A 25,797-nucleotide genomic window follows, 5' to 3' on the forward strand; every position below is an offset into this window, starting at 1 on the left:
CTGTTATCCGTTTTTGCGCTGTACGCGTTAAAAGTTGGTAATTTCTACGTTATCGATTTGATATACCGTGCCCTGGCCCGTGCCCCAAGCTGGGAATACCATGATCACGTTGATGTCGGTTAAATCTAAACCCGCATCAAACATATCTTGCAACGAGAACGTGAATCGCGCCCATTCCCCGGTAGCAGGCAACGAACCAAAGTTGCCATTAGCTAAAGGCACCTCAAATTCAGTAGCAGCACCGGTTGATTCCACTTTGAATAGCCAATCGGTTTCGCCACCGCTAGGCTGTTGCACTATGCGCATATCAAAGCTAATCACACCGTTGCCCATTAACGAAGAAGCATCAAACGAAACATCTTCATCGGCTTGGAAGCCCAGCACGGTTTCAGGCCAGCCTGGAATTTCAAATTGTGCCACTGAACCATAGGGTTCGCCCGCATCAACTACCTGCGGTTCCGTGCCCGCACAGCAATCCCATAAATTCCACCCAGAAACGATGTTATTACGGAAAATGGTTAAACCTTCCATACCGGCACTTGGGTTGTAGATGCGTGCTTCATCAACCTGATAAACCGTGCCTTCACCCGTACCCCAAGCTGGGAACATCATCACCACATCAATTGCTGAAACATCAAGGCCTGCATCGCTTAAGGCTTGTAAGCTAAAGGTATAAGTAGCCCATTCACCCACCACTGGTGCTGTACCGCCGTTGCCATCTGCAAGCGGCAGCTCTACTTCTGTGGTGGCACCATCCGATTCGATTTTAAACAACCAAGTAGCTTCAGAACTAAGCGGCGGTTCCACAACCTTCAAATCAAATTGCACTACACCATCAACCAGAATTGCGGTGGCATCGAATTGAATGCCGCTATCTTCTACCGGCTTAAAGCCCATTACAGTAGGCTCACCGCCAATGCTAAATTGGCCAACTGGGCCGCGCTCATCGTCTTCCACCACCATGGGCGAACTACCGGCACAACAATCCCACATAGGCCAATCTGGATTTTCAGCACCATCGAATAATACTAATTCTGGCGATGGCCCCAAGGGCGCTTCAATCTTCACGTTGGTAAGTAAATACTCGGCACCTTCACCGGTTCCCCAAGCAGGGAACACCATGATCACATCGATACCGGAAACATCTAAACCTGCATCCGCTAATTCTTGCAACCCATAGGTTACGGTTTGCCATTCGCCAGTAGCTGGGGCAACACCCTCTTCACTCGCGGTAATCGGCAACTCCACTTCGCTAGAGGTTTCATTACTTTCAATCTTAAATAGCCAAGTTGAATCGGCATTTGGCTGCGATAACACCTTAATATCAAACTTCACCTTGCCGTTTTCTAGAATAGGCGTGGCATCAAATGGCGAAGGTGTACCTTCAGGATCCGTGATAAACGCTTCTCGCGATACAAACCCCATAACCGTAGGTTCTGAGCCCACAACGAATTGATAGGCTGGGCCTCTTTCTTCGTCATCTACCAACTCAGGCGTTGAGCCACCGCAGCAATCCCATGCTGGCCAGCTTGGATTCGGCGTGCCATCAAAAATAGTTAAGTTACGGGGAACACCATCAGAAGGCGGTGAAGGAATAGGTGCATCACCGGTTACATAAGTATCTTCATCTTTGTAGCCAGCGCGAATCGTTTCACAACCACGGCCCGTATCTGGGTTCGAGGCGCATTCATATACGCGCACATAATCAACTTCAAAAGTTTGTCCATTGGTAAATGCCTCGGCATCGATGCCTAGCTCGTTTACGTTTTCAGGCCAATCGCCGCCAACCGCAAGGTTCAACAACAAATAAAAACGCTGATCAAAAGGCTCTGGGCCATACGAAACTTCTAAATCACCCGTTGATTGATTAAAGAACTCAGCAAACCAACCACGATGGCGCAAACCTACTAGCTCACCACGGCTATTGGTGCGTGTTAATGATTGGGTTTGGGTTTGGTAAAGGTAACCATCAACATACCAACGAATTTCACCCTCTTGCCATTCAATGGCGTAGGTGTGGAAATCATCGGCTGGGCTAGCACCATCCGGTAAGGCATAATCTTTACCGGAATTAGAGTTATTCGGCCAATCACGGCCGTAATGTAGGGTACCGTAAACGCGAGTTTCTACCCCGCCATCTTCCGTTTCGGTACCTAAATTAACCGCCTCAACAATATCGATTTCACCCGATTTTGGCCAACCACCGTACACTTCATCAGTTGGCATCATCCATGCAGCGGGCCACGTACCTTGGCCGCTTGGCATTTTCGCTCGCACTTCAATGCGGCCATACTTAAAATCACCTTTGTAACGGCTATTTAAGCGCGCCGACGTGTAGGGTAATTGCGCACCTTCCTCTGCAGGCAGAGCCACAATTTTTAGAGTACCATCGGATACAAAGGCATTTTCCGGATTATCGGTATAGCACTGTTGCTCTTGGTTACCACCACCGCGGCAATCCACTTCGAAGTTCCATTTATTGGTATCGATGCGGCCAGAATCAAATTCATCACTCCACACTAGCTGCCAATCTTCCACTGGCGCCGTTGTATCCACAGCTTCAAAATCGGAAACCGTTTTTACATCATCGCCGCCACCACAGCCTGCAAGGCCAAGGGCAACAACAATGGCAGCTAAAGAGCTTTTTATTGTTTTGCTGTTGTACATAACTGAGTTCCTGGTTGTTTACTCATGTTGTTTTTACGTTTTTTCTTATGAGGCGAGTTCTATTTTATGAAAGCGCTTTCATAAAATAGAACAAGAAGGTTTTATCGTCAATCACTGAAGCTAAAAATTTGTTATTTTTTTGATCAACTCGCAGTAATAACGTGCAGGAAAATTACGCGCAGGAGCTTATGTATCAGCAAGAAAGCCAATATCGGGTGGTATCCAGCATGCGCTGGCTAAAGCCCCACTCATTATCATACCAAGCCATAACCTTCACTAAACGGCCACTTACACGCGTTTGGCTGGCATCAAAAATACATGAGCTTGGGTGATGATTAAAATCAGAAGATACCAAAGGCAACCGGTTCACACTCAACACTTGACCTAAATCTTCCTCTTTTGCCGCTTGTTCAAGAATGGCATTCACCGCCTCAACACTAGTTTCACGCTCAGCGATAAAGGATAAATCTACCAAAGATACATTCGGGGTTGGCACGCGAATCGCTAAACCATCAAACCTGCCCTGTAGTTCCGGAATAACCAAACCAACGGCGGCTGCCGCACCGGTTTTTGAAGGAATTAACGAAAGTGCCGCCGCTCGCGCACGTTGCGGATCGCTATGTAAGGCATCGGTAAGGTTTTGATCATTGGTGTAAGCATGCACGGTTGTCATCAAGCCATTTTCGATACCCAAATGTTCATGTAACGGTTTTGCCATAGGTGCTAAACAGTTTGTTGTGCAACTGGCATTCGAAATAATTTGATGATCGGCGGTAAGTTCACAATGATTTACGCCGTAAACAATAGTGGCATCAGCATTCTTTGCCGGTGCCGAGATCAACACTTTCTTCGCGCCCGCCTGCAAATGCAACGCGGCTTTTTCGCGCTCAGTGAAAAAGCCACTGCACTCATACACCACATCAATGGCCAAATCTTGCCACGGTAACTCCGCTGGGTTGCGGCAACTGAGCATTTGAATCCTATGCTGATCAAGCATAAGGTCGCCGTTTTCATGGCGTACATCGCAAGGCAGCTGGCCATGCACTGAATCATATTTCAGAAGATGCGCATGCACATCCCCATCGCCCAAATCGTTAATCGCTACAATTTCAATTTCATCACTTAAACCGCGCTCATACCACGCGCGCAAAATATTTTTACCGATTCGGCCAAACCCGTTAATCGCAACTCGTATTGTCATATCTACTCCACATCACTTGTTCAACATATGTTGTTCAAAATCATTGGCCTTACTAGGTGCGCTTCTCATACCGAGAATCGCGCAAGGCTTCTTTAATTTGCCGCAGCTTTTCTTGTAACTCCGGCCCTTGTTTCAGGGTGTATCCGGTAACAAGCACATCAATTAATACCAATTGGGCAATTCGCGAAGCCATCGGCATATATACATCGGTGTCTTCCGGCACATGGGTGGCCAAAACAATGGCGCACTCTTCAGCCAAGGGGCTACCCGCTGCGGTAATGCCAATTACTGTGGCTTGAGATTGCCGCGCTAAGGCCGCTACTTCACACAACGCCTTGGTTCGGCCCGTGTGGCTGATAAATACCAACACCTCATTGGCTGTTGCATTTATCGCAGCCGTTTTTTGCATCAATACATCATCAGAAAATTGCACGGGCGTGGAAAAGCGCAGAAACTTATTTTGCGCATCGTGGGCCACCGAAGCCGAAGCGCCCAGCCCGAAAAAGGAAATACGCTGAGCCTGAACAAATGCGGTAATAGCGGCTTCCATTGCTTGAATATCCAAGCAACGCTGAGTAATGCTCAAAGAAGCCATGGTGGATTCAATTATTTTCGCCACCAAATGTTCAGTGCTATCGTTTTGCTCAACATGGCGATTCACATACGGCGTACCGCGAGCAATGCTTTGCGCCAGCTGCAGCTTGAAATCTGGGTAACCTTTGGCGCCCAAAGTTCGGCAAAATCGATTCACTGTGGGTTCGCTTACCTCAGCGAGTTGCGCAAGGGTTGCTATACTTTGCTGCAAAACCGCCTCGGGGTTGGCAAGAATAGCCTCTGCTACCTTGCGCTCTGATTTGCTCAGGTTGGAAATCTCAGATTGTACTTTTTCTAACAGTGCCATAATGCAAATCCTTTGTTATTTTGTAATTAAATTACATTTTATTGGATTTCAATGCAATTGATTGGTATGTTATTTCTCAATTAAGCGGTAAATAAGTAATTAAATTACATTTTGCGAGGTACTCATGCTTTCCAAAGGAACAGCATCCACCGGAACTGCAGCCACAGCCACCTGTTGCGATTTTATTCTATTTGGCACTTTGGGCGATTTAGCTCGCAGAAAGCTATTGCCTGCGTTGTATCAATTAGAGAAAGCTAATCTGCTGCATGCAAAAACTCGCATTATTGGTGTAGCCCGCGATAGCATCGATACAGAAACCTTTACAGCAAAGGTGCAAGCAAGCCTTGAAGAATTTGTGGGTAAAGCCCAACTTGATAACGCAGTTTGGGAACGATTAGCCAAACGTTTAGCGTATTGTGGTTTTGATTTGGCCAGTGTTAGTGAATACTCACTACTCGCAAAAACCCTTAAGAGAGATGACAACCGCGCCGTACTTAGTTACCTAGCCACACCGCCGCAACTATTCCCTAGCATCTGCAAAGGCCTTAGTGAACATCAGCTAGTAACTGAAAATGCACGCGTGGTGCTAGAAAAACCCTTGGGCCACGATTTGCCCTCTTCCCGCGATATCAACCAAGAAGTAGGCAACTACTTTGCGGAATCGCAAATTTACCGCATCGATCATTACCTAGGTAAAGAAACCGTGCTGAACCTTTTAGCACTGCGCTTCGCCAACCCTATTTTTGCTGATCAGTGGACCCACAACGCCATCGATCATGTGCAAATAACAGCTGCTGAACAGGTTGGTGTTGAGGGGCGCTGGAGCTATTACGATGATGCCGGCCAGCTTCGCGATATGGTGCAAAACCATTTACTCCAAGTGCTCGCATTAATTGCGATGGAACCGCCCACACGGCTTGATGCCGAAAGTGTTCGCGAAGAAAAAATTAAGGTATTGCGTTCGTTGCGGCCGATTACTCAACAAAACGTACGTGAAGATACCGTGCGGGGGCAATATAGCGGTGGCTTCGTAGGTGATAAGAAAGTGCCCGGCTACCTAGAGGAAGAGGGTGCAAATGCCAGCAGCAAAACCGAAACTTTTGTAGCGCTCAAAGCCCACATTGATAACTGGCGGTGGTCGCAAGTGCCGTTCTATTTACGCACTGGCAAGCGAATGGCGCAAAAGCGCACGGAAATCGTGATTACCTTCAAACCCCAGCCTCACAATATTTTTCACGAAACCATGGCGCAGCTGCCACCCAACCGTTTGGTGATTCGCTTACAGCCCGATGAAGGCGTGGAAATTCAAATGATGAACAAAGTGCCGGGGCTCGGCAAACAGATGCAGTTAAAGCCCACTACACTGGATTTAAGTTTTGATGAAACCTTCGAAAATCAGCGGATTTCCGATGCGTATGAACGCCTACTACTCGAAGCGATTGAGGGAAATCAGTATTTGTTCGTAGCTCGTGATGAGGTGGAATTCGCATGGAAATGGATCGATGGCATTCGCGAAGCCTGGCAACAAACAAATGAAGAACCCAAGCCATATCCCTCCGGGAGTTTGGGCCCAGCCGCCGCCATTACCCTCATCGCGCACGATGGCCGTGAATGGGATGACGATTTTTAGCGCTCATGCTTTTAACGTTCGCGCTTTTAATCGTTCATGCTTTTAACTTAAAACTGGCAAGCAAACATTAAATTAACGGCAACCGAATATGACACTGAAAATACATAAGTTTGCAAATAACGAAGCGCTCGTTGCACAACTAACGCAACAGGTTTCCGATATTTTAACCACCGCAGTGCAGGAGCGTGGCCATGGCTATTTAGTGGTTTCCGGCGGCCGCACCCCGGTAAGTTTCTTTCAGCAACTCGCGCAACAGCCCTTGCCTTGGCAAAACATTAGTATTTTGCTCGCCGATGAGCGCTGGTTGCCGGTTAGCCACGAAGCGAGCAACGAAGGCTTAGTGCGCCAATATTTATTGCAGCATCATGCTAAAGCGGCAGAAATGATTAGCCTTATAAGTGAACACAGCACCGCCGTTGCAGGTTTGCGCACCATAAACCAACGCTTGCAGCCCTTGCCTCGCTTTGATGCGGTGATTCTAGGTATGGGCGAAGATGGCCACACCGCCTCGCTTTTTCCAGAAAGTGCCGCACTACAAGAAGGGCTGAGCACGCAAAATCCAGCCGTAGCGGTTACTCCCTTGCACGCCCCCCATGAGCGGATGTCGTTAAGCAAATCGCGGTTATTAAATAGCCAGCACTTGTTCTTTCACCTCGTGGGTAAGGCAAAAGCGGCGGTGCTAGAGCAAGCACTCGCAGAAAATTCGGCCTTACCGGCCAGCGTATTTTTACAGCAAGACCAGGTGCCCGTTGAAGTATTACTCGCGGCACCGGAGGAATAACCATGCATAACGTGATTCAAGAAGTAACCCAACGCATCGAAGCTCGCAGTGCCGAAGAGCGGAAAAAATATCTCGCCCGAATGGAAAAGGCTCGGCACAAAGGGCCACACCGTGGCGCACTCTCTTGTGGCAACCTTGCTCATGGTTTTGCCGCCTGTGGCCAAAGCGATAAAAGTAACTTGCGTAGCCTTACCCAAGCCAATATCGGCATTGTTACCGCCTATAACGATATGCTTTCTGCTCATCAGCCATATGCTGATTATCCGGAAAAGTTGAAGCAGGCCATTCGTGAAGTAGGCAGTGTGGCCCAAGTTGCGGGTGGCGTACCGGCCATGTGCGATGGTGTTACCCAAGGCCAACCTGGTATGGAACTTAGCCTAATCAGCCGCGATGTAATTGCAATGGGTGCAGCGGTTGGCCTCTCACACAATATGTTTGATGGCGGCTTAATGCTTGGTATCTGCGATAAAATTGTACCCGGCCTACTTATCGCCGCCTTGAGCTTCGGCCATTTACCCTTTGTTTTCGTGCCCGCCGGGCCCATGCCATCGGGCATTACCAACAAAGAAAAAGCTCGCGTACGGGAACTCTATGCCGAAGGCAAAGTAAGCAAAGCCGAGCTACTCGATGCCGAAGCTGCCTCTTATCACAGCGCCGGCACCTGCACGTTTTATGGCACCGCGAATTCGAATCAACTGGTAGTGGAAATGATGGGCCTACAACTGCCCGGTTCCTCATTTGTGCACCCAGGCACGCCACTGCGTGAAGCACTCACGCGGGTGGCAGGCCAACAAGTTACCCGGATAACCGAACTGGGTTCGGAATATACCCCAATCGCTGACATTGTCACGGCAAAAAGCATTGTGAACGGTATTGTAGGTTTACTCGCCACCGGCGGTTCCACCAACCACACCATGCACTTAGTAGCAGTGGCGCGTGCCGCGGGTTATCTGGTGAACTGGGATGATTTTGCCGATTTATCCGCGGTAACGCCGTTAGTTACGCGTATTTACCCAAATGGCGATGCTGATATTAATCACTTCCAACGTGCCGGCGGCATGGCGTTCTTAGTGCGTACATTACTCGATGCCGGCTTGCTGCACGAAGATGTGAAAACCGTAGCTGGCGATGGCTTAGCCCGCTACACCAAACGCCCAGAATTAGAGAACGATAAAGTAGTGTGGCGCGATGCACCGGCTGAATCACTCGATGAAAGTGTATTGCGTAACGCGCAACAGCCCTTTAGTTCACATGGCGGCTTAGCCGTGCTTTCCGGCAACCTCGGCCGCGCGGTTATGAAAACTTCAGCCGTACCCGAAGGCGCCGAGAGCATTACCGCGCCTGCCGTAATTTTTTCCAGCCAACATGAACTGGATCGCGCTTTCCAAGCTGGTGAATTGGATAAAGATTGCGTGGTAGTGGTGCGGTTCCAAGGGCCAAAAGCGATTGGTATGCCAGAATTGCATAAACTCACACCACCCCTTGGCGTGTTGCAAAAACGCGGTTTCAAAGTTGCGCTCGTTACCGATGGCCGAATGTCCGGCGCCTCGGGTAAAGTGCCGGCCGCCATTCACGTTACCCCCGAGGCGGTAGATGGCGGGCTTATCGCTAAGATTCAAGAGGGCGATTTAGTTAAGCTCGATGCCGAAAATGGTATTTTAGAAGTGTTGGTGGCGCAACATGAGCTTGATAAGCGCCAGCCCGCCAGCATTGATTTAACCGATAGCCACGAAGGTATGGGCCGGGAGATGTTTGCCGCCTTGCGCAGTAACCTTAGCGGTGCTGAATCTGGCGCGTGCTCCCTGTTTCAAAACGAGTAGAGAATAAAATTATGGCTAACAATAAACTCCCCCCAGAGCAGCACGAGGGTATTCTCGATATCGCAACACATGCCGTGGTAGCGGATATTGGCGGTACCAATGCACGGTTTTGCCGCATCAACCTTGCCACATTCGAGCTCGATCGCATTCAAGTATTTCCTTGCGCTGATTTTCCCACGCTCACCGATGTTATGACAGCCTACAGCCAGCAGCAAGATGTACCGCTTGAGCATGTAGCCATTGCTATCGCTTGCCCAGTGGATACCGATGAAATCAACATGACCAACCACCACTGGCAGTTTTCCATTCGCAATGTGCGCAAGAGCATGCGCCTGAAAACCTTTGTGGTGCTCAACGATTTTGCCGCCGCGGCAATGAGTATCGTAACGCTCAAGCCCAGTGAACTTAAGCAAATTGGTGGCGGTAAAATTACACCGAAGGCACCAAAAGCCATACTTGGAGCCGGCACCGGCCTTGGCGTTGGCCATCTTATCACTTTGCCAAATGGCAACGTAATGCCCCTACCTGGCGAGGGCGGCCATGTTGATTGGGCACCCACCAATGAAAAAGAGTGGGCTATTCACCGCTTCATTCAAAATCGCTTCGGCCGCGTTTCCGCTGAACGCATTCTTTCCGGGCCGGGCTTAGAAACTTTGTATTTAGCACTAGCCGATTATCATGGCCGCAATGTTGCGCCATTGAGCGCCGCGAAAATTGGCCAACGGGCCCTTAGCGGTATAGATACATTGGCCCTTGAAACTGTGAATCAGTTCTTTGAGAGCCTCGGCGGCTTTGCCGGCAACTTGGCGTTAAACTTGAACACCTATGGCGGCGTGTATATCGCCGGTGGTGTGGTGCCAAAATTACTCAACCTCATGGCCACCTCAAACTTCCGTGCTCGGTTTGAACACAAAGGCCGCTTTTGCAAAGTTGCGGAAGCCATCCCTTGTTTTGTGATCACCGCTGAATACGCAGGCCTGCGAGGCGTTGGCCAATACCTGAAGCAAACTATTGAACAGCAGAACCTATAAATAACTGAATCTGTAGATAAGGACACCCCATGAGCTTCCCAAACTGGCAACTTTCGCCTGCACACATTTTTCAACTCACGCCTGTAGTGCCGGTAATGGTGATCGATGACATCGATGATGCCCTGCCCATGGCGGAAGCGTTAATGAAAGCGGGTATATCACTCTTCGAAGTAACCTTACGCACACCCGTTGCGCTTGAGGCCATTAGCCTATTGCGCAAAGCCATGCCAAGCGCAGTAGTTGGCGTGGGCACGCTTACCAACCCAGAAGAGCTACAAGCGGCCGCAGCGGCCGGTGCACAATTTGCCATCAGCCCCGGTATCACCACAGAGCTACTCGAAGCCGGAAAAGCTGGTGATATTCCGTTAATTCCCGGGGTGGCGAGTATTTCCGAGCTAATGCAAGCCAAAGCACTGGGTTATGATCATCTGAAGTTCTTCCCCGCCGAAGCGGCTGGCGGTTGCGCCATGCTTAAATCAATTGCTGGGCCATTCCCCAACATTACCTTTTGCCCAACCGGCGGCATTCACCAAGGCAACTACCAAGATTATCTAGCATTGCCAAATGTGCGTTGCGTGGGCGGTTCATGGATATTGCCCAAAGCAGCCATTGCGGCGAAAGATTGGCAAAAGATAACAGAGCTCGCGAGCGCCGCAGTATCGGCAGTAAAATAGAAGAAAGCGCCACCTAGCGCCCATAAAAAACGCACCAAGGTTTCCCAAGGTGCGTTTTTAGCATTTATAACTTAAGCGCGGTGTTTAACCACCGCGATTTATTATAACGCTACGATATTTTCTGCTTGAGGACCTTTAGGGCCCTGAGTAACAGTAAATTCTACAGTTTGACCTTCAGTCAAAGTTTTAAAACCGCTGCTAACGATTGCACTAAAGTGAGCGAACACATCAGCGCCGCCTTGTTGTTCTAGAAAACCAAAACCTTTAGCTTCGTTAAACCATTTAACAGTACCAGTTACAGTATTAGACATAATTAACATCCTGAAATTTATAAAATAAGAGTGCCCTTTCGAGGCGATAATTCGGAGAGAAAATAAAAACAAAATTAAATACTACAGGACGGAGGTAATTACGAATAATACGGCAACGCAGTGAAGTTCTAAATAATATTTACTATCCAACGCCGGCTAGCCTACTCCTATCTGAGTGAGAGTCAACGTTTCTTTTCAAAAGAGTTAAGTTTCTCGTTCTTGCGCCAAAGTAATTACCGCATGGCCAAGCTGCACAAGCGTTCTAAAGTTAGGTGTTGTATCTGGTTTAAGCGAGCGATACGCGCTTGTTCTGCTTTTTATACCTGCCTTAGCAATTACAGTGCTGTGGCCAAATTCCTCCACGTAAGCGCGAATCGCTGCTTGCAAGATATCGGTGCGCCCCTCACACATTGAATCCCATGCCGCCTGCTTAATTATTTCCTCCATGCTTAGAGCACTATTCCGATGGTCAATTGCCGTCTTGTCGGGAGATATCAAAGAGCGGAAGAAATCGGCTCGAATTTGATGGTGTTTCCATTGCAAATTCCCATCTGCAGTAAGAGAAAAATGTTCAAAGCCCTCTACTTGAGATAATGGTGGTTTCAGAAACATTTCCTGCAAATCAACAGTTCCAACACAGCCATCACTAAACACTAGCTCGAGTACATAGTCATGCAGATGATCAACATCAATAATTCTTAACATTCTTCACCTAATCACTAAGATAGTTAAAAAGCTTGCCAGGATTTATTCCCACAACAGCCATATCCCACATCAATTTCTGGCATCCTTGCCTCTGAATATGAATATAGCACCGTATCTTAAAAGAGACGACTTTAATTGAAAATATTTATCTGATTACAGATCATACGCCCAGAATAGGCAATAATCTTAAGCTCTAGCTTCTGCAACCAATCTAAAGCTCCCAGCGGCTCTCGCCAACACTATTGCCTAACAACAGATCACGTAAAACATTACATTCTTCACGTATGGCTTGTTCCTTGGTAGCGCGAAACACACGGCTTCAAGATCGTAATAAACACCATCGTTTAGCGAATCAAGCGAGCGCTTAGTGTGGGTAAACTCAATTATACCTAGATTCAACGAATAACTGCTATTAAACCAAGGTGATCTGCAAACGGAATAAAATCCCGATCGGTAAACAATAAAGGCATTTTGTGCTCTATACAGTAGGTAGCAATGATAACGTCTGTTGTTTTACGGATAGTAATTCCCTTTTTACGAAGGCTACGATAATTTTCCGCACACTTTACTGGCATGCCTTCACCAAACATCTCAAGTAGCCCAAGCGTCAACAATGATTTTTTTGTCAGTTTATATTCACGGTCGTTGCGTATGCCTTGGAGAATTTCTAAATAAATCAAATCTCCAATAGCAACGGTTCCTTCAATAATTTTTGCATCAAGAAGATCTGTGTGTTGGCTTCGAACACCATTGAAGTAGTCTATCCATACGCTGGTATCAACCAGTATCATTCATCGCCCCGCATTTCATCCAAATCACCTTCCCACTTTACTTGCCCGCGAAGTTTCCTGATATCCTGCTGTTGGCTTCTTAGCAGGAGCAGTTTGAGCCCTTGCTCTACTGCTTCTTTTTTAGTTTTGTATCCAGATGCTTTTAGTGCGTCAGCCATTAATTTATCGTCTATCACAATATTAGTTCTCATAATTAGTTCTCACAGCTCAGCTCGTTCTAACAGATTAACTATGTGTATAAAATACATTTATATACACATAGTATCAGTTGTAAACGAAGGTAACAAACCGTTCTCTAGCTGTAAAAAAGCCTCTCCAAGCCAATTGAGCATAATTTTCACCCTTGAAAATTATTTCAGCCCATAGCCTTAGATAACGCAAAAACGTTCATCTTTTACCACCGAAAGCACAACAATCGCCAACATTATTTTACGTTTATCATAAAATAATACTTGCATATCATAAAATTCCGATCTATTTTATAAACAACGGTGCAGTACACACGCACAAACCTTTTTATCAACACCGCCGCGATGTAGCCCAAAGAGGCTCGGCATATTTGGAGAAAACGTTATGAACACAAATGTGTTTAAATCTGCCGGTATCGCCGCAATCGCGTTGGCCATTCTGTTTCCGGTTTACTGGCTCTACGCATTCGGAACACTAACAGCGGAATCATTTGAAGCCGCATTCCAAGAAGATTTAACCAGCCTAAATGGCTGGGATGCATTGTTTGTGATTATCGGAATTCTTGAAGTTGTGGTGTACGTAGCTCTTGCCAAGCTATGCAGAAATCAACTCAACGGCAGCTTACCTGCAGTTCTACTCATCATTATGGCGGTTGTTGTGGGCCTTTTTCATACCACAGTTTTGGTTGATATCAGCTTGGCACTCGGCCTGGCAACACTCAGCGATACCTTAATGAACACTACGGTTATCTTTAGCCTTATCTGCCTATTTTTATACGCGGTAGTAGCCTTTATTTTCGCCATCAGTATGCTCATCCGCTTCAGCCAACTTTCCATGCCACTCAAAGTGTTCTCCGTGGGCCTACTCATAGCCTGCATATTCCAGCTCACCATAGTGCTGGGCATTGTGAATATCTTCCTATTCCCCGTGCTATTAATTGTGCTCGCAATTCAGTTTTTTCGTGGTGAACACGAAATAGAAGTGGTTTAAGAGGCCACCATGAACATTCGAATTAACTTAGATGTGGAGCTCGCTAAAAACAAAATGCCGTTAACCGAGCTATCGGAGCGGGTGGGTGTTTCGCTTACCAATTTATCGCTATTAAAAACCGGCAAAGTAAAAGCCATTCGTTTCAGCACACTCGAAGCTATTTGCGAAGCACTCAACTGCCAACCTGGGGATATTTTAGAGTATGTGCCACCGAAGTGATTCGGTGGCGAACACTCCCTGCATCTTCGCCTTTACTCCGTGGCGTACATTGCTAAACTCATTTAAGTGTTTTGGCGAGAGTAACTAGCAGGAGCTTCACTTGGCATTTCGATTTCATCGGCGCGTTACAATTTTACCGGGCATTCGGCTTAATTTTGGTAAGCGTGGCGTAAGCGTTTCTGCGGGTATTCGTGGCGCCAGCATTACCGCTGGGAAGCGCGGCGTGTATGGCAATCTAGGTGCTCCGGGAACAGGGCTTTCGTATCGAACACGGCTCGATAAAAATAACGCACACCAGCGCCGAGCGCAGCGCTCACAGGCACGCGATAGCTCACAAGCACGGCGAAAGGGGCACATTAACTTAAAGTGCGATGAACGCGGCAAACTTATCATGCTCGATGAGCAAGGCTCGCCCGCGAGCGCCTCCGTAGTTCGCCACATTTGGCAACAACACAGCGCGCAAGTAACCGAATTCTTGCAGCAAGAACTTGAGCGCATTAACGATGATCAGGCGCTATTAGTTGATATTCATCACGATACTCCGCCACTTTGCACCGAACCGCCGGAATATGAGCAAGCGCCTTTCCCTACCCCGGCACCCGTTCAACCTGATTTGCCCGAATTGCCCCCCGCTGCAAACTTGCGCAAAAAACGTTGGTGGCACCGTATATTTGCTGGCCTTGAGAAAAAACGTACCGAGTTCAACGCCGCGTTAACAGCAACCTGGCAAGAAGAGCACAACACAGCAACGGCAAAGCGAGAAGCGCTCGAAGCCGCATACGCAGCTGAACTAGCGGCTTGGCAACAAGAAAAACAACGCCACGAAGCCGAGCAAGATGAAATGGCTGCCGCTTTTCAACATGATTTGCGCACCGATACCGAATTTATGTCGGCCATACTTGAAAATGAGCTCGCTGAGCTCGATTGGCCACGAGAAACCAATATCGATTTTGAAATCGAGGGCCACACCCTGCACTTAGATGTGGATTTGCCCACCACTGAACACTTCCCCAGCCAAGAAGCGAAGTTTAATAAATCAGGCAAACGGTTGCTGATCAAACAAAAGAGCGCCACCCAGCAACGCAAAGAATATGCCCAACACGTTCACGGCATTGTGTTTCGGCTTATCGGCACCGCCCTAGTTACACTGCCAAGCATTGAACAGGTGGTAGTGGCCGCTTACACCCAAGAAATCGATGAAAGCACAGGCCATGAAAAAGATGCTTACTTGATTTCAGTGAGGGTAACTCGCTCACAGTGGGCGGAATTAAATTTAACCGCACCTGAAAAAATAAACCCAATCGCCGCACTCGACGTATTCGAACTACAACGCAACATGACAAAAACCGGAATTTTCCGGCCGATAACGCCTAGCGAATAAAGAGGTGAGTGGAAATGCGAGTGTATAAATGAAGCGCTTTGCGGCTATTCCTAGCGTTCGGCGGAAGCGCTGGAGCAGCTCGAGCTACTTGAGTTACTTAAGTTATTTGAGCTGCGCAAGCTTTTTCGTCGGTATGAGTTGGCTGGGGCCTGCCGTAGCCATGAGCTCAGGAACACTTAACCTAGATACCTCAAACGCGGAGCCCAAGGTGGAATGGGAACGTTTTGCCAGCAACAACAATACGCTCGAAATTGAATCAAGTTACCTTACACCCGATGTTTTGCAAATTCGTGCGCGCACCGAATTAAGCGGCGAAGGTAGCGGCTGTATCGCTGCCTTCATGCATTTATTAGAAGACACCGAACGGTTAGAAAATTCGGTAGATGCCATCACCGATGCTTCGGTAATCGCCCAACCCGACCCACAAACTCATATCGTACACACGAAATTCGATGCGGTTTGGCCGGTAACCGACCGCGATATGGTAACCCGCAGCACCTGGCAATATGATGCCGAAGCACACTCACTTACCATCCACATTATCGATGCAAGCGAAGAAAAGCCCGAGCAAAGAAACACCATTCGCATGACAGACGTAGACGCCAGCTGGCACTTACAACACACCGAAGAAAACACCCTAGAAGTGCGCTACCAAGGCAACTCCAACCCCAAAGGCAGCATCCCCAAAAGCATCGCCCGCTCCTCAGCCTTAAACTCCATAGAACAAACCTTCAACGCCCTGCAAAGCGCCATAACCGAAAGTGAGTATCAGCGCGATTATTATTCGGTGCCTTGTTTGAGGTGAATGTTTTTATGCTCATAGCAACTCGGTATCGGTAGCAACGTGCCTAGTTGTTCGAATACTTAAACATCTAAACTCTCTCAGTTTATTAGTATTCAGCGCGCACATATTTGCCTAAGTGAAATTTAAAGAGGTTTACATCTTCCATAGATATCATTTGATTTTGCTTGCCTATAAAACTCGGGATTGCCTTTGGATTTAATACCCAAATATTATTTTTCGATGTGTTATGGCTCGAATCTATGTACCAACCTGGAAATGTTACGATTCCCTTCACCGGCACTTTCCGCCCAGAGCTATCTTCTAGCAACTCTCGCAGCCATGCCGACGCAGCGGACACTTGAATCACCGGATTTCTTGCTAGAGGTTTACCATTATGAAGTACATCACTCCCATCAAACACTAATTCAGTTTTACCTTTTGCTGGCTTTGACATTGTTTTTGTTTCAACCACATAAATGCCACTTCGGTGAATAACAACATGATCGAGATTGAAATTATCACCCTGAATATCATGAAACACTTCGGCACCATCGGTTCTTAAGCGTTCTAAAAATTGTCCAACCGCTTTCTCGCCGGCAATACCTTGCTTAAGTCGCTTTATCTCTTTAAATGCCCGAAAAATCTTAAAACCATAAAACACTAATACGCTGAGCGAGATAATACTCCAGACAACCGGACTTGGTGGTACTTCAAAATACCAACGCATCCACTCATAGACGGCAAAGCAAAAGAAGAGCATTGATACAATTAAGGGAAAGAATACTTCATCCATCGCAAGATCGCTCAAACGCTTTTGAAGAGATTCAGCCGGGTTGTTCAAAGGTTTTGCTTTTAAAGGTGATTTCATTCTAACTCCCTGAGAATTTCACCAAATACTAAATAATTCGGAAAATAATGTTTCGTTTTACTGCGCTGAACGCGCAACATACTCTGCCATTCGCAACTCACAAAGCTCTAGAACTGCGGCCTCGAAAAGCTCGCGTTCACTCGAGCTCACCGAAAAGTTTGGTACGAAACGGTTGCTTTGAATTTTAAACCAAGCATCGTTTTGGTTTTTATTCTTTGAGGTGTACGCCGCGATAGGGTTTTTTCTCCAATATCTCAGCCACTCAACACTATTACCCTTAAGGTGTTGTTCAGAAGAACTAACATCTTGGCTCATAACCCTAGGATATCGGTGTAATATCTCCCAGCTTCTCGCCGCTAAATCGGCTAAACCAACACCACACATTTCACCAGCTTTAGCTGCGAAGCCATCAAGTTCAACAAATGCTTGCAAAAGAATAATTTTGAACGATTTTGTCATTGAAGTTTGCTCAACACCGAGCCGAAGAAATTCGCCGTAGCGTTGATTCAAATTCTCAAGTGCTTCACTTCCCTCTAATTTCGCGATCATCCCTAGCCAGCTACCAAACTGTTGCCGAATCTTTGTCTTGTGGTAATACCCGGAATGGTAGAATTGAGCAGCCGTTGGCGGATAGCCCAGTTCCAACTTGAGTAGCTCATAGTGATCACTAAATGTTGGTGTAATTGCTTTTGCCAAATCACGCCAGAAATCAAGCACCTCTACATCAAAGTTCAGGTAACAGCCAGCAGGTAAATCAACAGTTGGCTCTTTCACCGCTGCTAGCGTCTCTTGCAGGCCTTCTGTACCCAATAAACTTGTGGGCTTCAATAGAAATGATTTGTGGTTACCAATGAAATCCAAAACTACAACATGTGTTTTTCCAGTTGTTGGCGATAACCTCAACCCTCGGCCAAGCTGTTGCAAAAACAAAATCTTCGATTCCGTTGGGCGTGCCATTAATACGGTATCAACTTCCGGAATGTCTGTTCCTTCGTTGAACAAATCAACAGAAAACACAATTTCAATTTCACCGTTAGCTAAACACTTTAACGCCTCATTTCGGCGCACTTCAGAACCACTATAAACAGCGACCGCTTTTATCCCTTGCCCAACAAAAAACTCAGCCATAAAATCGGCGTGTTTTTTAGAAATACAAAACCCGAGCGTTCGGCTTTGTTGATGATTTACCCAGTGATTAAAGATATGTTTCGCGCGCTTGTTTGTGGCGAAAGCGTTTTCCAAAGCTACCGGATCGAACTTACCACTTCGCCATGGAATTTCCTGATAATCTACAAACTCATCATAGATCCCGTAATAATGAAACGGCACTAACATGTTTTGCTCAATTCCATGAATGAGTGAGCGTTCGAATATGAGGTTATTATCACATAGGCTTAAAATATCAGAATGGTCTGTACGCTCAGGCGTTGCCGTCAAACCAAGCAAAAATTCAGGTAGAAAATAACTCAGTAACTTTTGATAACTCCGGGCTGTGGCATGATGAAATTCATCCACTACCACGTAATCAAAATGCTCACGCTTAAAATTCTTCAGGTGTTCTAAACGGCCAATCGATTGAATGGATGCGAACAGAAAATCGGCCTCAACGTTTTTATCGGAGCTGTTATAAAATCCGATACTCTTATGTGGAAATAAAGCACTAAATGTGCGTTGAGCTTGGAATAGTATTTCCTCACGATGAGCGACAAAGAGTACTCGTTCGGCTGCAATTTGCTCTGCATCGAAAGCAGCTAACCACGTTTTACCCATTCCGGTAGCCATAACCACTAAGCCGCGCTGATAGCCCTCACTTCTACTTTCACGCAATGCTAATAATGCTTCTATTTGTGCTTCATTTGGTGAGAATGGTTCTGAATTAGGTTCATCTTCCACCCCGAGCGCATGCATCAAAGGCGCATTATGGCGAGTAACTTCGTCAAACTTCAAAGTGTATGCTGCGATTTCTTCAGTGGTAAGCTCATGTGCGTTCGCGGCAGTGAATAGAACTTCAAAACTTTGCCGGATGTGCAAAAACTCAGCAAATGACTCCTCCGAGTCACGCAATAAATCGAACCGTAAGTTCCACTCCATACCAGATGTAAGCGCGCTCTCGCTCAAATTACTAGATCCAACAAATGCGGTAGCGGCTTCAATTTGTGAAACCCCAGATTCATCTCGTTCCCGTACGAAAATATAGGATTTAAGATGGAAGGCTCTCCGTTCACTGCACTTAAATAGCTTAATTTCCGCACCGCGCTGCTGTAGCAAAAAAAGTAATCGTAAAGCTTGAGGGTGCGTAATATACAAATAATCAGATGTCATGATGCGCAAAGAGGCACCATTGTTAAGCGCGTCAATCAACGCATCAAGCAGTAGGGACACACCTGAACGCTGAGCAAATGAAACACAGATATCTATCGCACTAGCGTGATTAATTGCGTGAACCAACTTAGGTAGAAGCGGATCGTTTGCTGTTCCGGTTGTGAGCAAGTGTCCTTTTGCTAATTCCATTAACTATCCCTTCCCATGAGCTTTCACCAAAATCGCATTCAACCATTTCTCATCCTCGCGGCCTGGCCGGGCATCGCCGGTTATCCAGGTTTTTTGAATGGCTAAATCACTTTGCTGAATAACTTGCTGTAATAGTGCTTCATTTAAATTGGTAAAACGGCGGCCGTTACGCTCAGTTTCGTTATCACCATACTTAAACGAGCAATAGAAAAGGCCTCTATTTTTCAACTGCTCAGATAAATGCACAAAGGTGTGCTTTAGCTCTAAAAGTGGTACATGCAACAGCGAGGCACAAGCCCAAATGGCATCGGCAGGTTCACTTACTGAAAACTCATTAAAGGTAGCTAGTTTTACCTTTTCAGTGCCGAGGCGTTCTTGAGCTATTGCTACCAAAGATGGGCTGGCATCGAATGCGGTAACTCGAAAACCGGCCTGTAAAAATGCCAACGCATCGCGGCCAGAGCCACAACCCGCATCAATAATGTGCGCCCCCACGGAAAGGCGAGGAAGAAATTCTTCGTATAGCGCGGCCATATCAACACAAGCCGTATCGGCATGAAATTCAGCAGCGTTTTTATTGTAATAATCGATACTCATGAACGGCCTCTTGCCAAGCTTTTCCCCATCATAGCGCATTCAACCAAGAACTCGAACTGTTCTTAATGTCTGGGCTTTTCGTGGGTTTGAGTTCAACAATAGCGAGGAACTACCCCATCACTTTCTCACCACGGGTAATTTCGCCTGCGCCTTCGAAACGAATGGGTAAGCCCATGGAGCTGTAGAAGCTGGGGCCGTTTTGTAAATGAAAGTGCAGGTGCGGTTCGCTTGAATGCCCGGTGTGTCCGCAATGGCCAATTACTTGCCCTTGCTGCACTTGCTCCCCTACGTTTACAGGTATGCTGCCTTTAACCAGGTGGGCGTAAAAACCATATTCGCCCTCAGCATGGCGGATAACCACGTGATTGCCGGCAAAATGCGTGCAGAGGAAATCGGCAATACCAAAACCTACTAGTGGCGCGGGGCGAACGCGATCGAGCACGGCTACTACTTCACCATCGGCAGCGGCCAAAATAGGTTGGTTGTAGCAAAAATAATCGTGCAGGCGAGCGCCTTGGTTCTGGTGTCGGCGATAGTTTTCGTCGGCCATAACAAAATCATATGCGTAGCGCTGGGGATATACGCCCCAAGAGTGCGAGGTTTCTTTGGTTAAGCCACCATTAAACACCAGCCATTCGCCTTTGAATGGTAATCGATAGCTCACTTTCGTTGCATAATTGGCGTTTTCTTCCTCGTACTCACGCAAATATTTAGCGGCTTTGATTTGGCCAAAAATTTGCTTCATTTGTTGCACAAATTGAAATGGGTTTAGCACCGAGAGCATTACCGTTGGATAAAAGGTAAACAGCAGCATATAGCGCCCGCAGTAACGAATGGGGCCAGAGGTTGGCCAGTTTTCGGCCGGGTGCGCAACGCGTTCTTTCTTACCGCCTGCAAGAACGCTGAAAATCCACGCATACACAAAATAGAGCCCGAAATATAACGCTAAGTTCTCCAGTGAACCCAGTTTAACGCCGAACACTTTGCCGATTAATTCCACAGCCACAAGAAAAGTAATCACAGCCGCCACGATGGGCCAATACCATGCGTTCAGTTTATCTCGCCAACTTTTGCGTTCTTGTTTGCTCACGTGCCGCTTCCTTCTTTTCTACTCAATCGGTGCACTGCAAAACCTAAAAGTATGAATGATAAATGTGCAGAGATTTCTAAATCCCTATACTACAATGAAACCAATAATCGCCCGGCTACGCAAGAATTCAATGGTAATAACAATCGATAAAGAAATATTTAATAAAGGATTAATATGCAATCACAACAGGAAGTGTACAACGGTGAACCGAAGCTATTTTCTAACGTAAGTAAGCCAATTTTTATCTTCTGGATACTCCTCAGCAGCTTTGTTTCGAGAAATATTGAAGGCGTATCTTTTGGGCAAGTTGCGTTGGCGTTGTTACCGGTAGCTATTGGCATCGGTTGGTTTGTGCAAAATTCGCTCAAGCGCAATGTGGTAAAAATTTCTGATGATGCAATTTCTATCGAGCGCAACGGTAAAGAACATGCCTCGGTGAACTGGCGCGATGTACAAAATGCTGAGCTTTCGATTAATGGACACAAAGGGCTCGATATCTTCGATAAATCGGGTGCGCGAAAGATTCAAATTCCAAACTATATTGAACGTTTCAATAATCTTGTATCTTCCGTGCTTAGCCACATCACATCAAAACAACAGCACACTTCGAAAAAGCGGTATTTTCAACAGCCCAATGTAATTTCAAACTTTATAGGTTGGGCTAGCGCGTTTCTTGTGCTTTTTGCTTACTTCGCATTTCGTGACTATCAAGAAACGGGTTCATTCCATGGCGCGTTTTCGAACAATATTGTTATAGTTATCATCGCCTCAATATTTGCTATCCATACGATTTACAGCGCGTGGGTCAAACCTAAGCAGCTAACTTTTCATCATGATCATCTAGAAGTTATTACCACCTTACGAACCGTTAAAGTTCCTTATGCGCAAATAGCAAACGCCGAGCTCGTGGGTAACCCGTGGGCGCCAGTAAGCTCGAAGCGATATTTCTTAAGAATTAGCCGTAAAGATAAACCCGGTGGTTATACCGTGCGTGGTTTTGAATCGAATGGCGAAGAGTTGTTGGCCACGTTGCAAGAACAACTGAACGCAGATGGATAGTTTGCTATGCAAGCCTTGGATGAATCAAGCGCATATTAATAGTGAATCTACTGAGATCATTTCGCACATACCTACCACGCAAAGCCTCGATATCTAACAAATTAAGGGCGCAAAAACACACTATTGTTGCTATATTAGTAAAAGCTGTTAATCATAGAATTCGGTGATCTATTCGTTAGTTTTTTACGAAATAACACGCCGGTGAGAATACATAGAAAAAAGGAACCTCGATTGTGATGAACAAAGAGAATGATGAGGCTTTTTGGCTTGCGGCCATAATCGAAGGTTCGGATATTGGCACTTGGCTTTGGAACGTGCAAACGGGTGAAACCGTATTTAATGAACGCTGGGCCGCACTAATTGGTTACACTTTAGAAGAACTCAAACCCATTAGTATTGAAACCTGGCTCAAATACGCCCACCCTCAAGATTTAGAACGTTCGGAAAAACTTCTCGACCAGCATTTTCGTGGTGAAACTGATTTCTATCATTGCGATGCACGAATGAAGCACAAGGATGGCCATTGGGTGTGGGTTCGCGATCATGGCAAAGTGGTTACCCGCACCGCTGAGGGTGAACCGGAATGGGTAGCTGGCTCGCATATTCCGATACACGATGAAATCGGTATTCAATCGCAAGTGAACCGCCTTTCAGCTATTGCGGATACCATTCCCGGTATGATTTATGAGTTTCGGCAAGATGCCAATGGTACTACTAGCTTTCCTTTCGCTAGCTCAGGTATCTATTCCATATATGGCGTAACGCCTGAACAAGTAAAAGAAGATGCCTCACAAGCCTTTCAAGTTATCCACCCGGATGATTTAGAGCGCGTTGCGCAATCAATTCAAGATTCATATGAAACCCTTGATGATTGGTACTGCCAATATCGCGTAACCACAAATGGTGTTGAGCGCTGGGTAACCGGTTATGCGGTGCCGCAGCGAGCGGATGATGGCAGTGTGAGCTGGTTCGGCCAAATTGTAGATACCACCTCAGAAAAGCTTGTGGAGTTGCAGCTTCAGCAGAGCACTCAGAATTTAGAGCGAGCGCAGTGGATAGGCCGTTTGGGCTATTGGCAAGCCAACATGGAAACCGGCGAGCTTTTCTGGTCGGATGTTATTTATGAAATTTTTGGTGTTTCCAAAGATATCTTTACACCCTCGGTAGATGCATTCTCTAATTTTGTGCACCCCGACGACATTGAGCTGGTACGTGAAAGTGAACGAAAAGCAGCCATAACAGGTGTTCACGATGTGGTGCACCGTATTATTAACCCGGATGGTACGATTCGTTGGGTACATGAACTGGCTGATTTAACTCTAAATGAAAATCAAAAATTCTTTAGCGGCACCGTTCGCGATATAACGGAACAAAAGTTGTACGAAAAAGAGTTAGAACGGCTCAGCCTAACTGATGAATTGACCGGAGTGTACAACCGCCGCTATTTCGTAGAGCAATTGAAATCTGTGCTGCATAAAGTGAAAGAGCGTGGCAAACAAGCCTGTGTTGCTATCGTTGATATTGATCATTTCAAATCGATAAATGATCAATATGGCCATGCCGGAGGAGATAAAGTATTAAGAAAACTAGCTGAATTTGTGCGGCAACGAAGCCGAGCTACTGATACATTCGCTCGGCTTGGTGGCGAAGAGTTCGGCATTATCATGAGTGATTGCACCCTCGATAAAGCTGTAGAAAAGCTAAATACCATAAGAAAAGAAATTAGCGAACTAAGCTTTGAGCACGAAAACCAGCGCTTTAGTATAAGCATCACCGCAGGCGTGACCGCAATACGCCCACTCGATAAGAATATCGATGCAGCTTTGAAGCGCGCCGATGATGCCTTATACGAGGGCAAAACTGCGGGCAGAAACAGGGTTATATCTGCCGTTAACGAATAATAAATCCCTACCAGAGCTCGTGCTCACCAAACGAAATTAGATAATATATTATCCAAAACTATCCATTTTTGGCTATAATAGATAACATATTATCTATTTTGGAGTTTGCTTGATGGGCCGTTATCAATTAATCGACGACATCGACGTTCAACAGGCGTTTGCTGCTCATTTACGCAAACTTCGCGAGAACGCCAAGCTTTCGCGTAATGCATTGGCCGAGCGTAGCACTGTGCCTGCCGCAACCATAAAGCGCTTTGAACTTACTGGGCATATATCCTTTCGCCAGTTACTTCTACTGTGGCAATGCTTGGATAAGCTTGAACGCTTATATCAGCTTGCGCAATCTTCCGAGCGCTCTTCAGCTATGCCTACAACCATTGCTGAGGTATTAAAAAATGAGCTTTAAGCCTATACAAAAACTTGATGTACAGCGAACTCTTAGCAACGGTGCGCAAGTAAAGCTCGGAACCTTGGCGCAAAACCAGCAAGGCGTTTTTTTTCAATATGAACGCGAATATGTAGCAAATTTCCCGCACCTTTCGCCCTTCACTCTGAACTTTGATACGGCATTGCAACGAGCGCCCAAAAAGCCTCATCAGGGCCTGCATGGTGCTTTTTCTGATAGTTTGCCCGATGGATGGGGCTCGCTGCTACAAAATCGTGTATTTCGCCAGCATGGTATTTTACCGGCTTTGGTTACGCCAATGGATAGGCTTGCTTTTGTAGGTAACAGAGGTATGGGGGCACTTTCATTTTCTCCTGTATCTGAATATGCAGTTACAACTGAAGGCGATATTGATATTGCTACTTTGGGCAATGAAGCTGCAAAAATTTTTGATAACCAAACCGGCGATGTTCTCAATGCACTTATCGCTGCCGGAAGCTCTGGGGGCGCAAGGCCAAAAGCACAGATATACATGCCGCCAAACTCAAATAAAACCTGCCGCACGCAGCCTAAAGGTGATGACGAGGCCTGGTTAATAAAATTCACTTCCGAGAACTTACCGCTTAAGCATGAGGAAGGATTGTGTGAAGCTGTGTATTTGCATCTCGCTGGGCTTGCTAAGTTGCAACCAGCTGAATTTCAATTGATTCCGGCGCCTGCAAACAGTAATGCAAGTGCTTGGTTAGCGGTAAAAAGATTCGATTGGGTTAATAACTCTGAAGGCACACACGGTAACTTACATATGCTTAGTGCGTGCGCTATGCTTGATGCTGATTATCGAACACCAAGTTTAGATTATGAATCACTGATAAAAGCGAGCCGCACACTCTGCCAAGCACCCGCGGTAGGCTTGCTGCAATTTCGCCGGGCCGTGTTTAATTTACTTGCCTGTAATCAAGATGATCACAGTAAGAACTGGGCGTTCTTGCAAACCGATAATGGCGCTTGGGAAGCCGCACCCTTTTACGATGTTACTTTTAGCCCTCACCCTTTTTCGGAACATGCCACCGCATACTTAGGTTTCGGGAAAAAACCTCCCTTATCAGCAATGAAAAAGCTTGCTGAACGAGCTGGGTATAGTTCATGGAAAAATGCACAACTGGATATTCAGCTCGTTGCGGACTCACTGGCTAACTTTACTCAGGTTGCCCATGATTTCGGTGTAGCTAAACAAACAACCGCGTTAATTCAAAAGCAATTAAACCGCGTGTACGAAGACCACAAATACTTGTTCCCTAGATTCAACTAATA

At 46.5% G+C, this 25,797-nt stretch carries 24 protein-coding genes; 13 read left to right on the forward strand and 11 right to left on the reverse strand.

All coding sequences use genetic code 11. The annotated features are described in order from the left end of the window. Positions 1 to 27: 27 nt before the first annotated feature. The 3 genes from CWE08_RS07110 to hexR form a co-directional block, all read right to left on the reverse strand. Positions 28 to 2,667 carry a family 16 glycosylhydrolase gene (locus tag CWE08_RS07110; protein WP_126767104.1) on the reverse strand — a complete coding sequence of 880 codons (2,640 nt, stop codon included), beginning with the start codon at positions 2,665 to 2,667 and terminating at the stop codon, positions 28 to 30. Between the two features lie 193 nt (positions 2,668 to 2,860). Then, positions 2,861 to 3,868: a type I glyceraldehyde-3-phosphate dehydrogenase gene (gap, locus tag CWE08_RS07115; RefSeq protein ID WP_126767105.1), complete on the reverse strand. Its 1,008-nt coding sequence runs from the start codon at positions 3,866 to 3,868 to the stop codon at positions 2,861 to 2,863. A gap of 52 nt (positions 3,869 to 3,920) precedes the next feature. Further along, positions 3,921 to 4,769 (reverse strand): transcriptional regulator HexR, encoded by an 849-nt coding sequence (hexR, locus tag CWE08_RS07120; protein WP_126767107.1) that lies wholly within the window; start codon positions 4,767 to 4,769, stop codon positions 3,921 to 3,923. Positions 4,770 to 4,893: 124 nt separating this feature from the next. Here hexR and zwf point away from each other — a divergent pair, with 124 nt between their 5' ends. The 5 genes from zwf (at position 4,894) to CWE08_RS07145 (ending at position 10,705) form a co-directional block, all read left to right on the forward strand. After that, the gene (gene zwf, locus CWE08_RS07125; protein ID WP_126767109.1) at positions 4,894 to 6,399 is read left to right on the forward strand and encodes a glucose-6-phosphate dehydrogenase; all 1,506 of its coding nucleotides are present in this window, start codon (positions 4,894 to 4,896) and stop codon (positions 6,397 to 6,399) included. A gap of 88 nt (positions 6,400 to 6,487) precedes the next feature. Then, positions 6,488 to 7,180: a 6-phosphogluconolactonase gene (gene pgl, locus CWE08_RS07130; RefSeq protein WP_126767110.1), complete on the forward strand. Its 693-nt coding sequence runs from the start codon at positions 6,488 to 6,490 to the stop codon at positions 7,178 to 7,180. A gap of 2 nt (positions 7,181 to 7,182) precedes the next feature. Continuing rightward, positions 7,183 to 9,000 carry a phosphogluconate dehydratase gene (edd, locus tag CWE08_RS07135; RefSeq protein ID WP_126767112.1) on the forward strand — a complete coding sequence of 606 codons (1,818 nt, stop codon included), beginning with the start codon at positions 7,183 to 7,185 and terminating at the stop codon, positions 8,998 to 9,000. A gap of 11 nt (positions 9,001 to 9,011) precedes the next feature. Beyond that, positions 9,012 to 10,031, forward strand: a complete 1,020-nt coding sequence (gene glk, locus CWE08_RS07140; RefSeq protein WP_126767113.1) for a glucokinase — start codon at positions 9,012 to 9,014, stop codon at positions 10,029 to 10,031. Between the two features lie 29 nt (positions 10,032 to 10,060). Next, entirely contained in the window at positions 10,061 to 10,705 is a 645-nt protein-coding gene (locus tag CWE08_RS07145; RefSeq protein WP_126767115.1) for a bifunctional 4-hydroxy-2-oxoglutarate aldolase/2-dehydro-3-deoxy-phosphogluconate aldolase, read from the forward strand. 101 nt (positions 10,706 to 10,806) lie between these two features. Here CWE08_RS07145 and CWE08_RS07150 read toward each other — a convergent pair whose 3' ends face one another. From CWE08_RS07150 to CWE08_RS07165, 4 genes are all read right to left on the reverse strand, one after another. Continuing rightward, positions 10,807 to 11,016, reverse strand: coding sequence for a cold-shock protein (locus CWE08_RS07150; RefSeq protein ID WP_126767116.1), 210 nt, complete (start codon positions 11,014 to 11,016; stop codon positions 10,807 to 10,809). A 204-nt stretch (positions 11,017 to 11,220) separates the two neighbouring features. Continuing rightward, on the reverse strand, positions 11,221 to 11,721 hold the full coding sequence (gene dhiA / locus CWE08_RS07155) for a type II toxin-antitoxin system antitoxin DhiA (protein ID WP_126767118.1): 501 nt from the start codon (positions 11,719 to 11,721) through the stop codon (positions 11,221 to 11,223). Between the two features lie 395 nt (positions 11,722 to 12,116). After that, positions 12,117 to 12,512 carry a type II toxin-antitoxin system VapC family toxin gene (gene vapC / locus CWE08_RS07160; protein ID WP_126767119.1) on the reverse strand — a complete coding sequence of 132 codons (396 nt, stop codon included), beginning with the start codon at positions 12,510 to 12,512 and terminating at the stop codon, positions 12,117 to 12,119. Further along, entirely contained in the window at positions 12,509 to 12,703 is a 195-nt protein-coding gene (locus tag CWE08_RS07165; RefSeq protein WP_126767121.1) for a type II toxin-antitoxin system VapB family antitoxin, read from the reverse strand. Before CWE08_RS07165 ends, vapC begins: the two co-directional genes overlap by 4 nt. A 382-nt stretch (positions 12,704 to 13,085) precedes the next feature. On the opposite strand from CWE08_RS07165, the gene CWE08_RS07170 reads away from it, so the two are divergent. The 4 genes from CWE08_RS07170 to CWE08_RS07185 all read left to right on the forward strand — a co-directional run bounded on the left by CWE08_RS07170 (position 13,086) and on the right by CWE08_RS07185 (position 16,096). Further along, on the forward strand, positions 13,086 to 13,691 hold the full coding sequence (locus CWE08_RS07170) for a hypothetical protein (RefSeq protein WP_126767122.1): 606 nt from the start codon (positions 13,086 to 13,088) through the stop codon (positions 13,689 to 13,691). A 9-nt stretch (positions 13,692 to 13,700) separates the two neighbouring features. Continuing rightward, the gene (locus CWE08_RS07175) at positions 13,701 to 13,910 is read left to right on the forward strand and encodes a helix-turn-helix domain-containing protein (RefSeq protein ID WP_007420073.1); all 210 of its coding nucleotides are present in this window, start codon (positions 13,701 to 13,703) and stop codon (positions 13,908 to 13,910) included. A 100-nt stretch (positions 13,911 to 14,010) separates the two neighbouring features. After that, complete coding sequence (locus tag CWE08_RS07180) at positions 14,011 to 15,291, forward strand: DUF4236 domain-containing protein (protein ID WP_126767124.1); 1,281 nt, start codon at positions 14,011 to 14,013, stop codon at positions 15,289 to 15,291. A gap of 28 nt (positions 15,292 to 15,319) precedes the next feature. Continuing rightward, on the forward strand, positions 15,320 to 16,096 hold the full coding sequence (locus CWE08_RS07185) for an START domain-containing protein (protein ID WP_126767125.1): 777 nt from the start codon (positions 15,320 to 15,322) through the stop codon (positions 16,094 to 16,096). An 85-nt stretch (positions 16,097 to 16,181) separates the two neighbouring features. Here CWE08_RS07185 and CWE08_RS07190 read toward each other — a convergent pair whose 3' ends face one another. The 4 genes from CWE08_RS07190 to CWE08_RS07205 form a co-directional block, all read right to left on the reverse strand. Then, positions 16,182 to 16,943: a nuclease-related domain-containing protein gene (locus CWE08_RS07190; RefSeq protein WP_126767127.1), complete on the reverse strand. Its 762-nt coding sequence runs from the start codon at positions 16,941 to 16,943 to the stop codon at positions 16,182 to 16,184. A gap of 57 nt (positions 16,944 to 17,000) precedes the next feature. Next, complete coding sequence (locus CWE08_RS07195; RefSeq protein WP_126767128.1) at positions 17,001 to 19,454, reverse strand: DEAD/DEAH box helicase family protein; 2,454 nt, start codon at positions 19,452 to 19,454, stop codon at positions 17,001 to 17,003. Positions 19,455 to 19,457: 3 nt separating this feature from the next. Beyond that, positions 19,458 to 20,051, reverse strand: coding sequence for a class I SAM-dependent methyltransferase (locus tag CWE08_RS07200; protein ID WP_126767130.1), 594 nt, complete (start codon positions 20,049 to 20,051; stop codon positions 19,458 to 19,460). Between the two features lie 109 nt (positions 20,052 to 20,160). After that, on the reverse strand, positions 20,161 to 21,141 hold the full coding sequence (locus CWE08_RS07205) for a M23 family metallopeptidase (protein WP_126767131.1): 981 nt from the start codon (positions 21,139 to 21,141) through the stop codon (positions 20,161 to 20,163). A gap of 174 nt (positions 21,142 to 21,315) precedes the next feature. On the opposite strand from CWE08_RS07205, the gene CWE08_RS07210 reads away from it, so the two are divergent. The 4 genes from CWE08_RS07210 (at position 21,316) to CWE08_RS07225 (ending at position 25,795) form a co-directional block, all read left to right on the forward strand. Then, positions 21,316 to 22,200, forward strand: coding sequence for a hypothetical protein (locus tag CWE08_RS07210; protein ID WP_126767133.1), 885 nt, complete (start codon positions 21,316 to 21,318; stop codon positions 22,198 to 22,200). Between the two features lie 236 nt (positions 22,201 to 22,436). Next, a complete protein-coding gene (locus tag CWE08_RS07215) occupies positions 22,437 to 24,101 on the forward strand; it encodes a GGDEF domain-containing protein (protein ID WP_241973858.1) in 1,665 nt (554 codons plus the stop codon). Positions 24,102 to 24,213: 112 nt separating this feature from the next. Continuing rightward, positions 24,214 to 24,507, forward strand: coding sequence for a helix-turn-helix domain-containing protein (locus tag CWE08_RS07220; RefSeq protein WP_126767136.1), 294 nt, complete (start codon positions 24,214 to 24,216; stop codon positions 24,505 to 24,507). After that, positions 24,497 to 25,795, forward strand: coding sequence for a type II toxin-antitoxin system HipA family toxin (locus CWE08_RS07225; protein WP_126767137.1), 1,299 nt, complete (start codon positions 24,497 to 24,499; stop codon positions 25,793 to 25,795). Before CWE08_RS07220 ends, CWE08_RS07225 begins: the two co-directional genes overlap by 11 nt. Positions 25,796 to 25,797: the final 2 nt, after the last annotated feature.

This window comes from Aliidiomarina iranensis, assembly GCF_003987135.1.
In the GTDB taxonomy this organism is placed as follows: domain Bacteria; phylum Pseudomonadota; class Gammaproteobacteria; order Enterobacterales; family Alteromonadaceae; genus Aliidiomarina; species Aliidiomarina iranensis.

What these genes read in the sequence shown, in the direction of transcription:
- CWE08_RS07165 (WP_126767121.1), bottom strand. Translation starts at nt 12,703, where the DNA reads ATGAGAACTAATATTGTGATAGACGATAAATTAATGGCTGACGCACTA.
- CWE08_RS07145 (WP_126767115.1), top strand. Translation starts at nt 10,061, where the DNA reads ATGAGCTTCCCAAACTGGCAACTTTCGCCTGCACACATTTTTCAACTC.
- CWE08_RS07215 (WP_241973858.1), top strand. Translation starts at nt 22,437, where the DNA reads ATGAACAAAGAGAATGATGAGGCTTTTTGGCTTGCGGCCATAATCGAA.
- hexR (WP_126767107.1), bottom strand. Translation starts at nt 4,769, where the DNA reads ATGGCACTGTTAGAAAAAGTACAATCTGAGATTTCCAACCTGAGCAAA.
- CWE08_RS07200 (WP_126767130.1), bottom strand. Translation starts at nt 20,051, where the DNA reads ATGAGTATCGATTATTACAATAAAAACGCTGCTGAATTTCATGCCGAT.
- CWE08_RS07225 (WP_126767137.1), top strand. Translation starts at nt 24,497, where the DNA reads ATGAGCTTTAAGCCTATACAAAAACTTGATGTACAGCGAACTCTTAGC.
- zwf (WP_126767109.1), top strand. Translation starts at nt 4,894, where the DNA reads ATGCTTTCCAAAGGAACAGCATCCACCGGAACTGCAGCCACAGCCACC.
- CWE08_RS07220 (WP_126767136.1), top strand. Translation starts at nt 24,214, where the DNA reads ATGGGCCGTTATCAATTAATCGACGACATCGACGTTCAACAGGCGTTT.
- CWE08_RS07185 (WP_126767125.1), top strand. Translation starts at nt 15,320, where the DNA reads ATGAAGCGCTTTGCGGCTATTCCTAGCGTTCGGCGGAAGCGCTGGAGC.
- edd (WP_126767112.1), top strand. Translation starts at nt 7,183, where the DNA reads ATGCATAACGTGATTCAAGAAGTAACCCAACGCATCGAAGCTCGCAGT.
- CWE08_RS07210 (WP_126767133.1), top strand. Translation starts at nt 21,316, where the DNA reads ATGCAATCACAACAGGAAGTGTACAACGGTGAACCGAAGCTATTTTCT.
- CWE08_RS07195 (WP_126767128.1), bottom strand. Translation starts at nt 19,454, where the DNA reads ATGGAATTAGCAAAAGGACACTTGCTCACAACCGGAACAGCAAACGAT.
- CWE08_RS07175 (WP_007420073.1), top strand. Translation starts at nt 13,701, where the DNA reads ATGAACATTCGAATTAACTTAGATGTGGAGCTCGCTAAAAACAAAATG.
- dhiA (WP_126767118.1), bottom strand. Translation starts at nt 11,721, where the DNA reads ATGTTAAGAATTATTGATGTTGATCATCTGCATGACTATGTACTCGAG.
- CWE08_RS07150 (WP_126767116.1), bottom strand. Translation starts at nt 11,016, where the DNA reads ATGTCTAATACTGTAACTGGTACTGTTAAATGGTTTAACGAAGCTAAA.
- CWE08_RS07110 (WP_126767104.1), bottom strand. Translation starts at nt 2,667, where the DNA reads ATGTACAACAGCAAAACAATAAAAAGCTCTTTAGCTGCCATTGTTGTT.
- CWE08_RS07190 (WP_126767127.1), bottom strand. Translation starts at nt 16,943, where the DNA reads ATGAAATCACCTTTAAAAGCAAAACCTTTGAACAACCCGGCTGAATCT.
- CWE08_RS07170 (WP_126767122.1), top strand. Translation starts at nt 13,086, where the DNA reads ATGAACACAAATGTGTTTAAATCTGCCGGTATCGCCGCAATCGCGTTG.
- gap (WP_126767105.1), bottom strand. Translation starts at nt 3,868, where the DNA reads ATGACAATACGAGTTGCGATTAACGGGTTTGGCCGAATCGGTAAAAAT.
- vapC (WP_126767119.1), bottom strand. Translation starts at nt 12,512, where the DNA reads ATGATACTGGTTGATACCAGCGTATGGATAGACTACTTCAATGGTGTT.
- glk (WP_126767113.1), top strand. Translation starts at nt 9,012, where the DNA reads ATGGCTAACAATAAACTCCCCCCAGAGCAGCACGAGGGTATTCTCGAT.
- pgl (WP_126767110.1), top strand. Translation starts at nt 6,488, where the DNA reads ATGACACTGAAAATACATAAGTTTGCAAATAACGAAGCGCTCGTTGCA.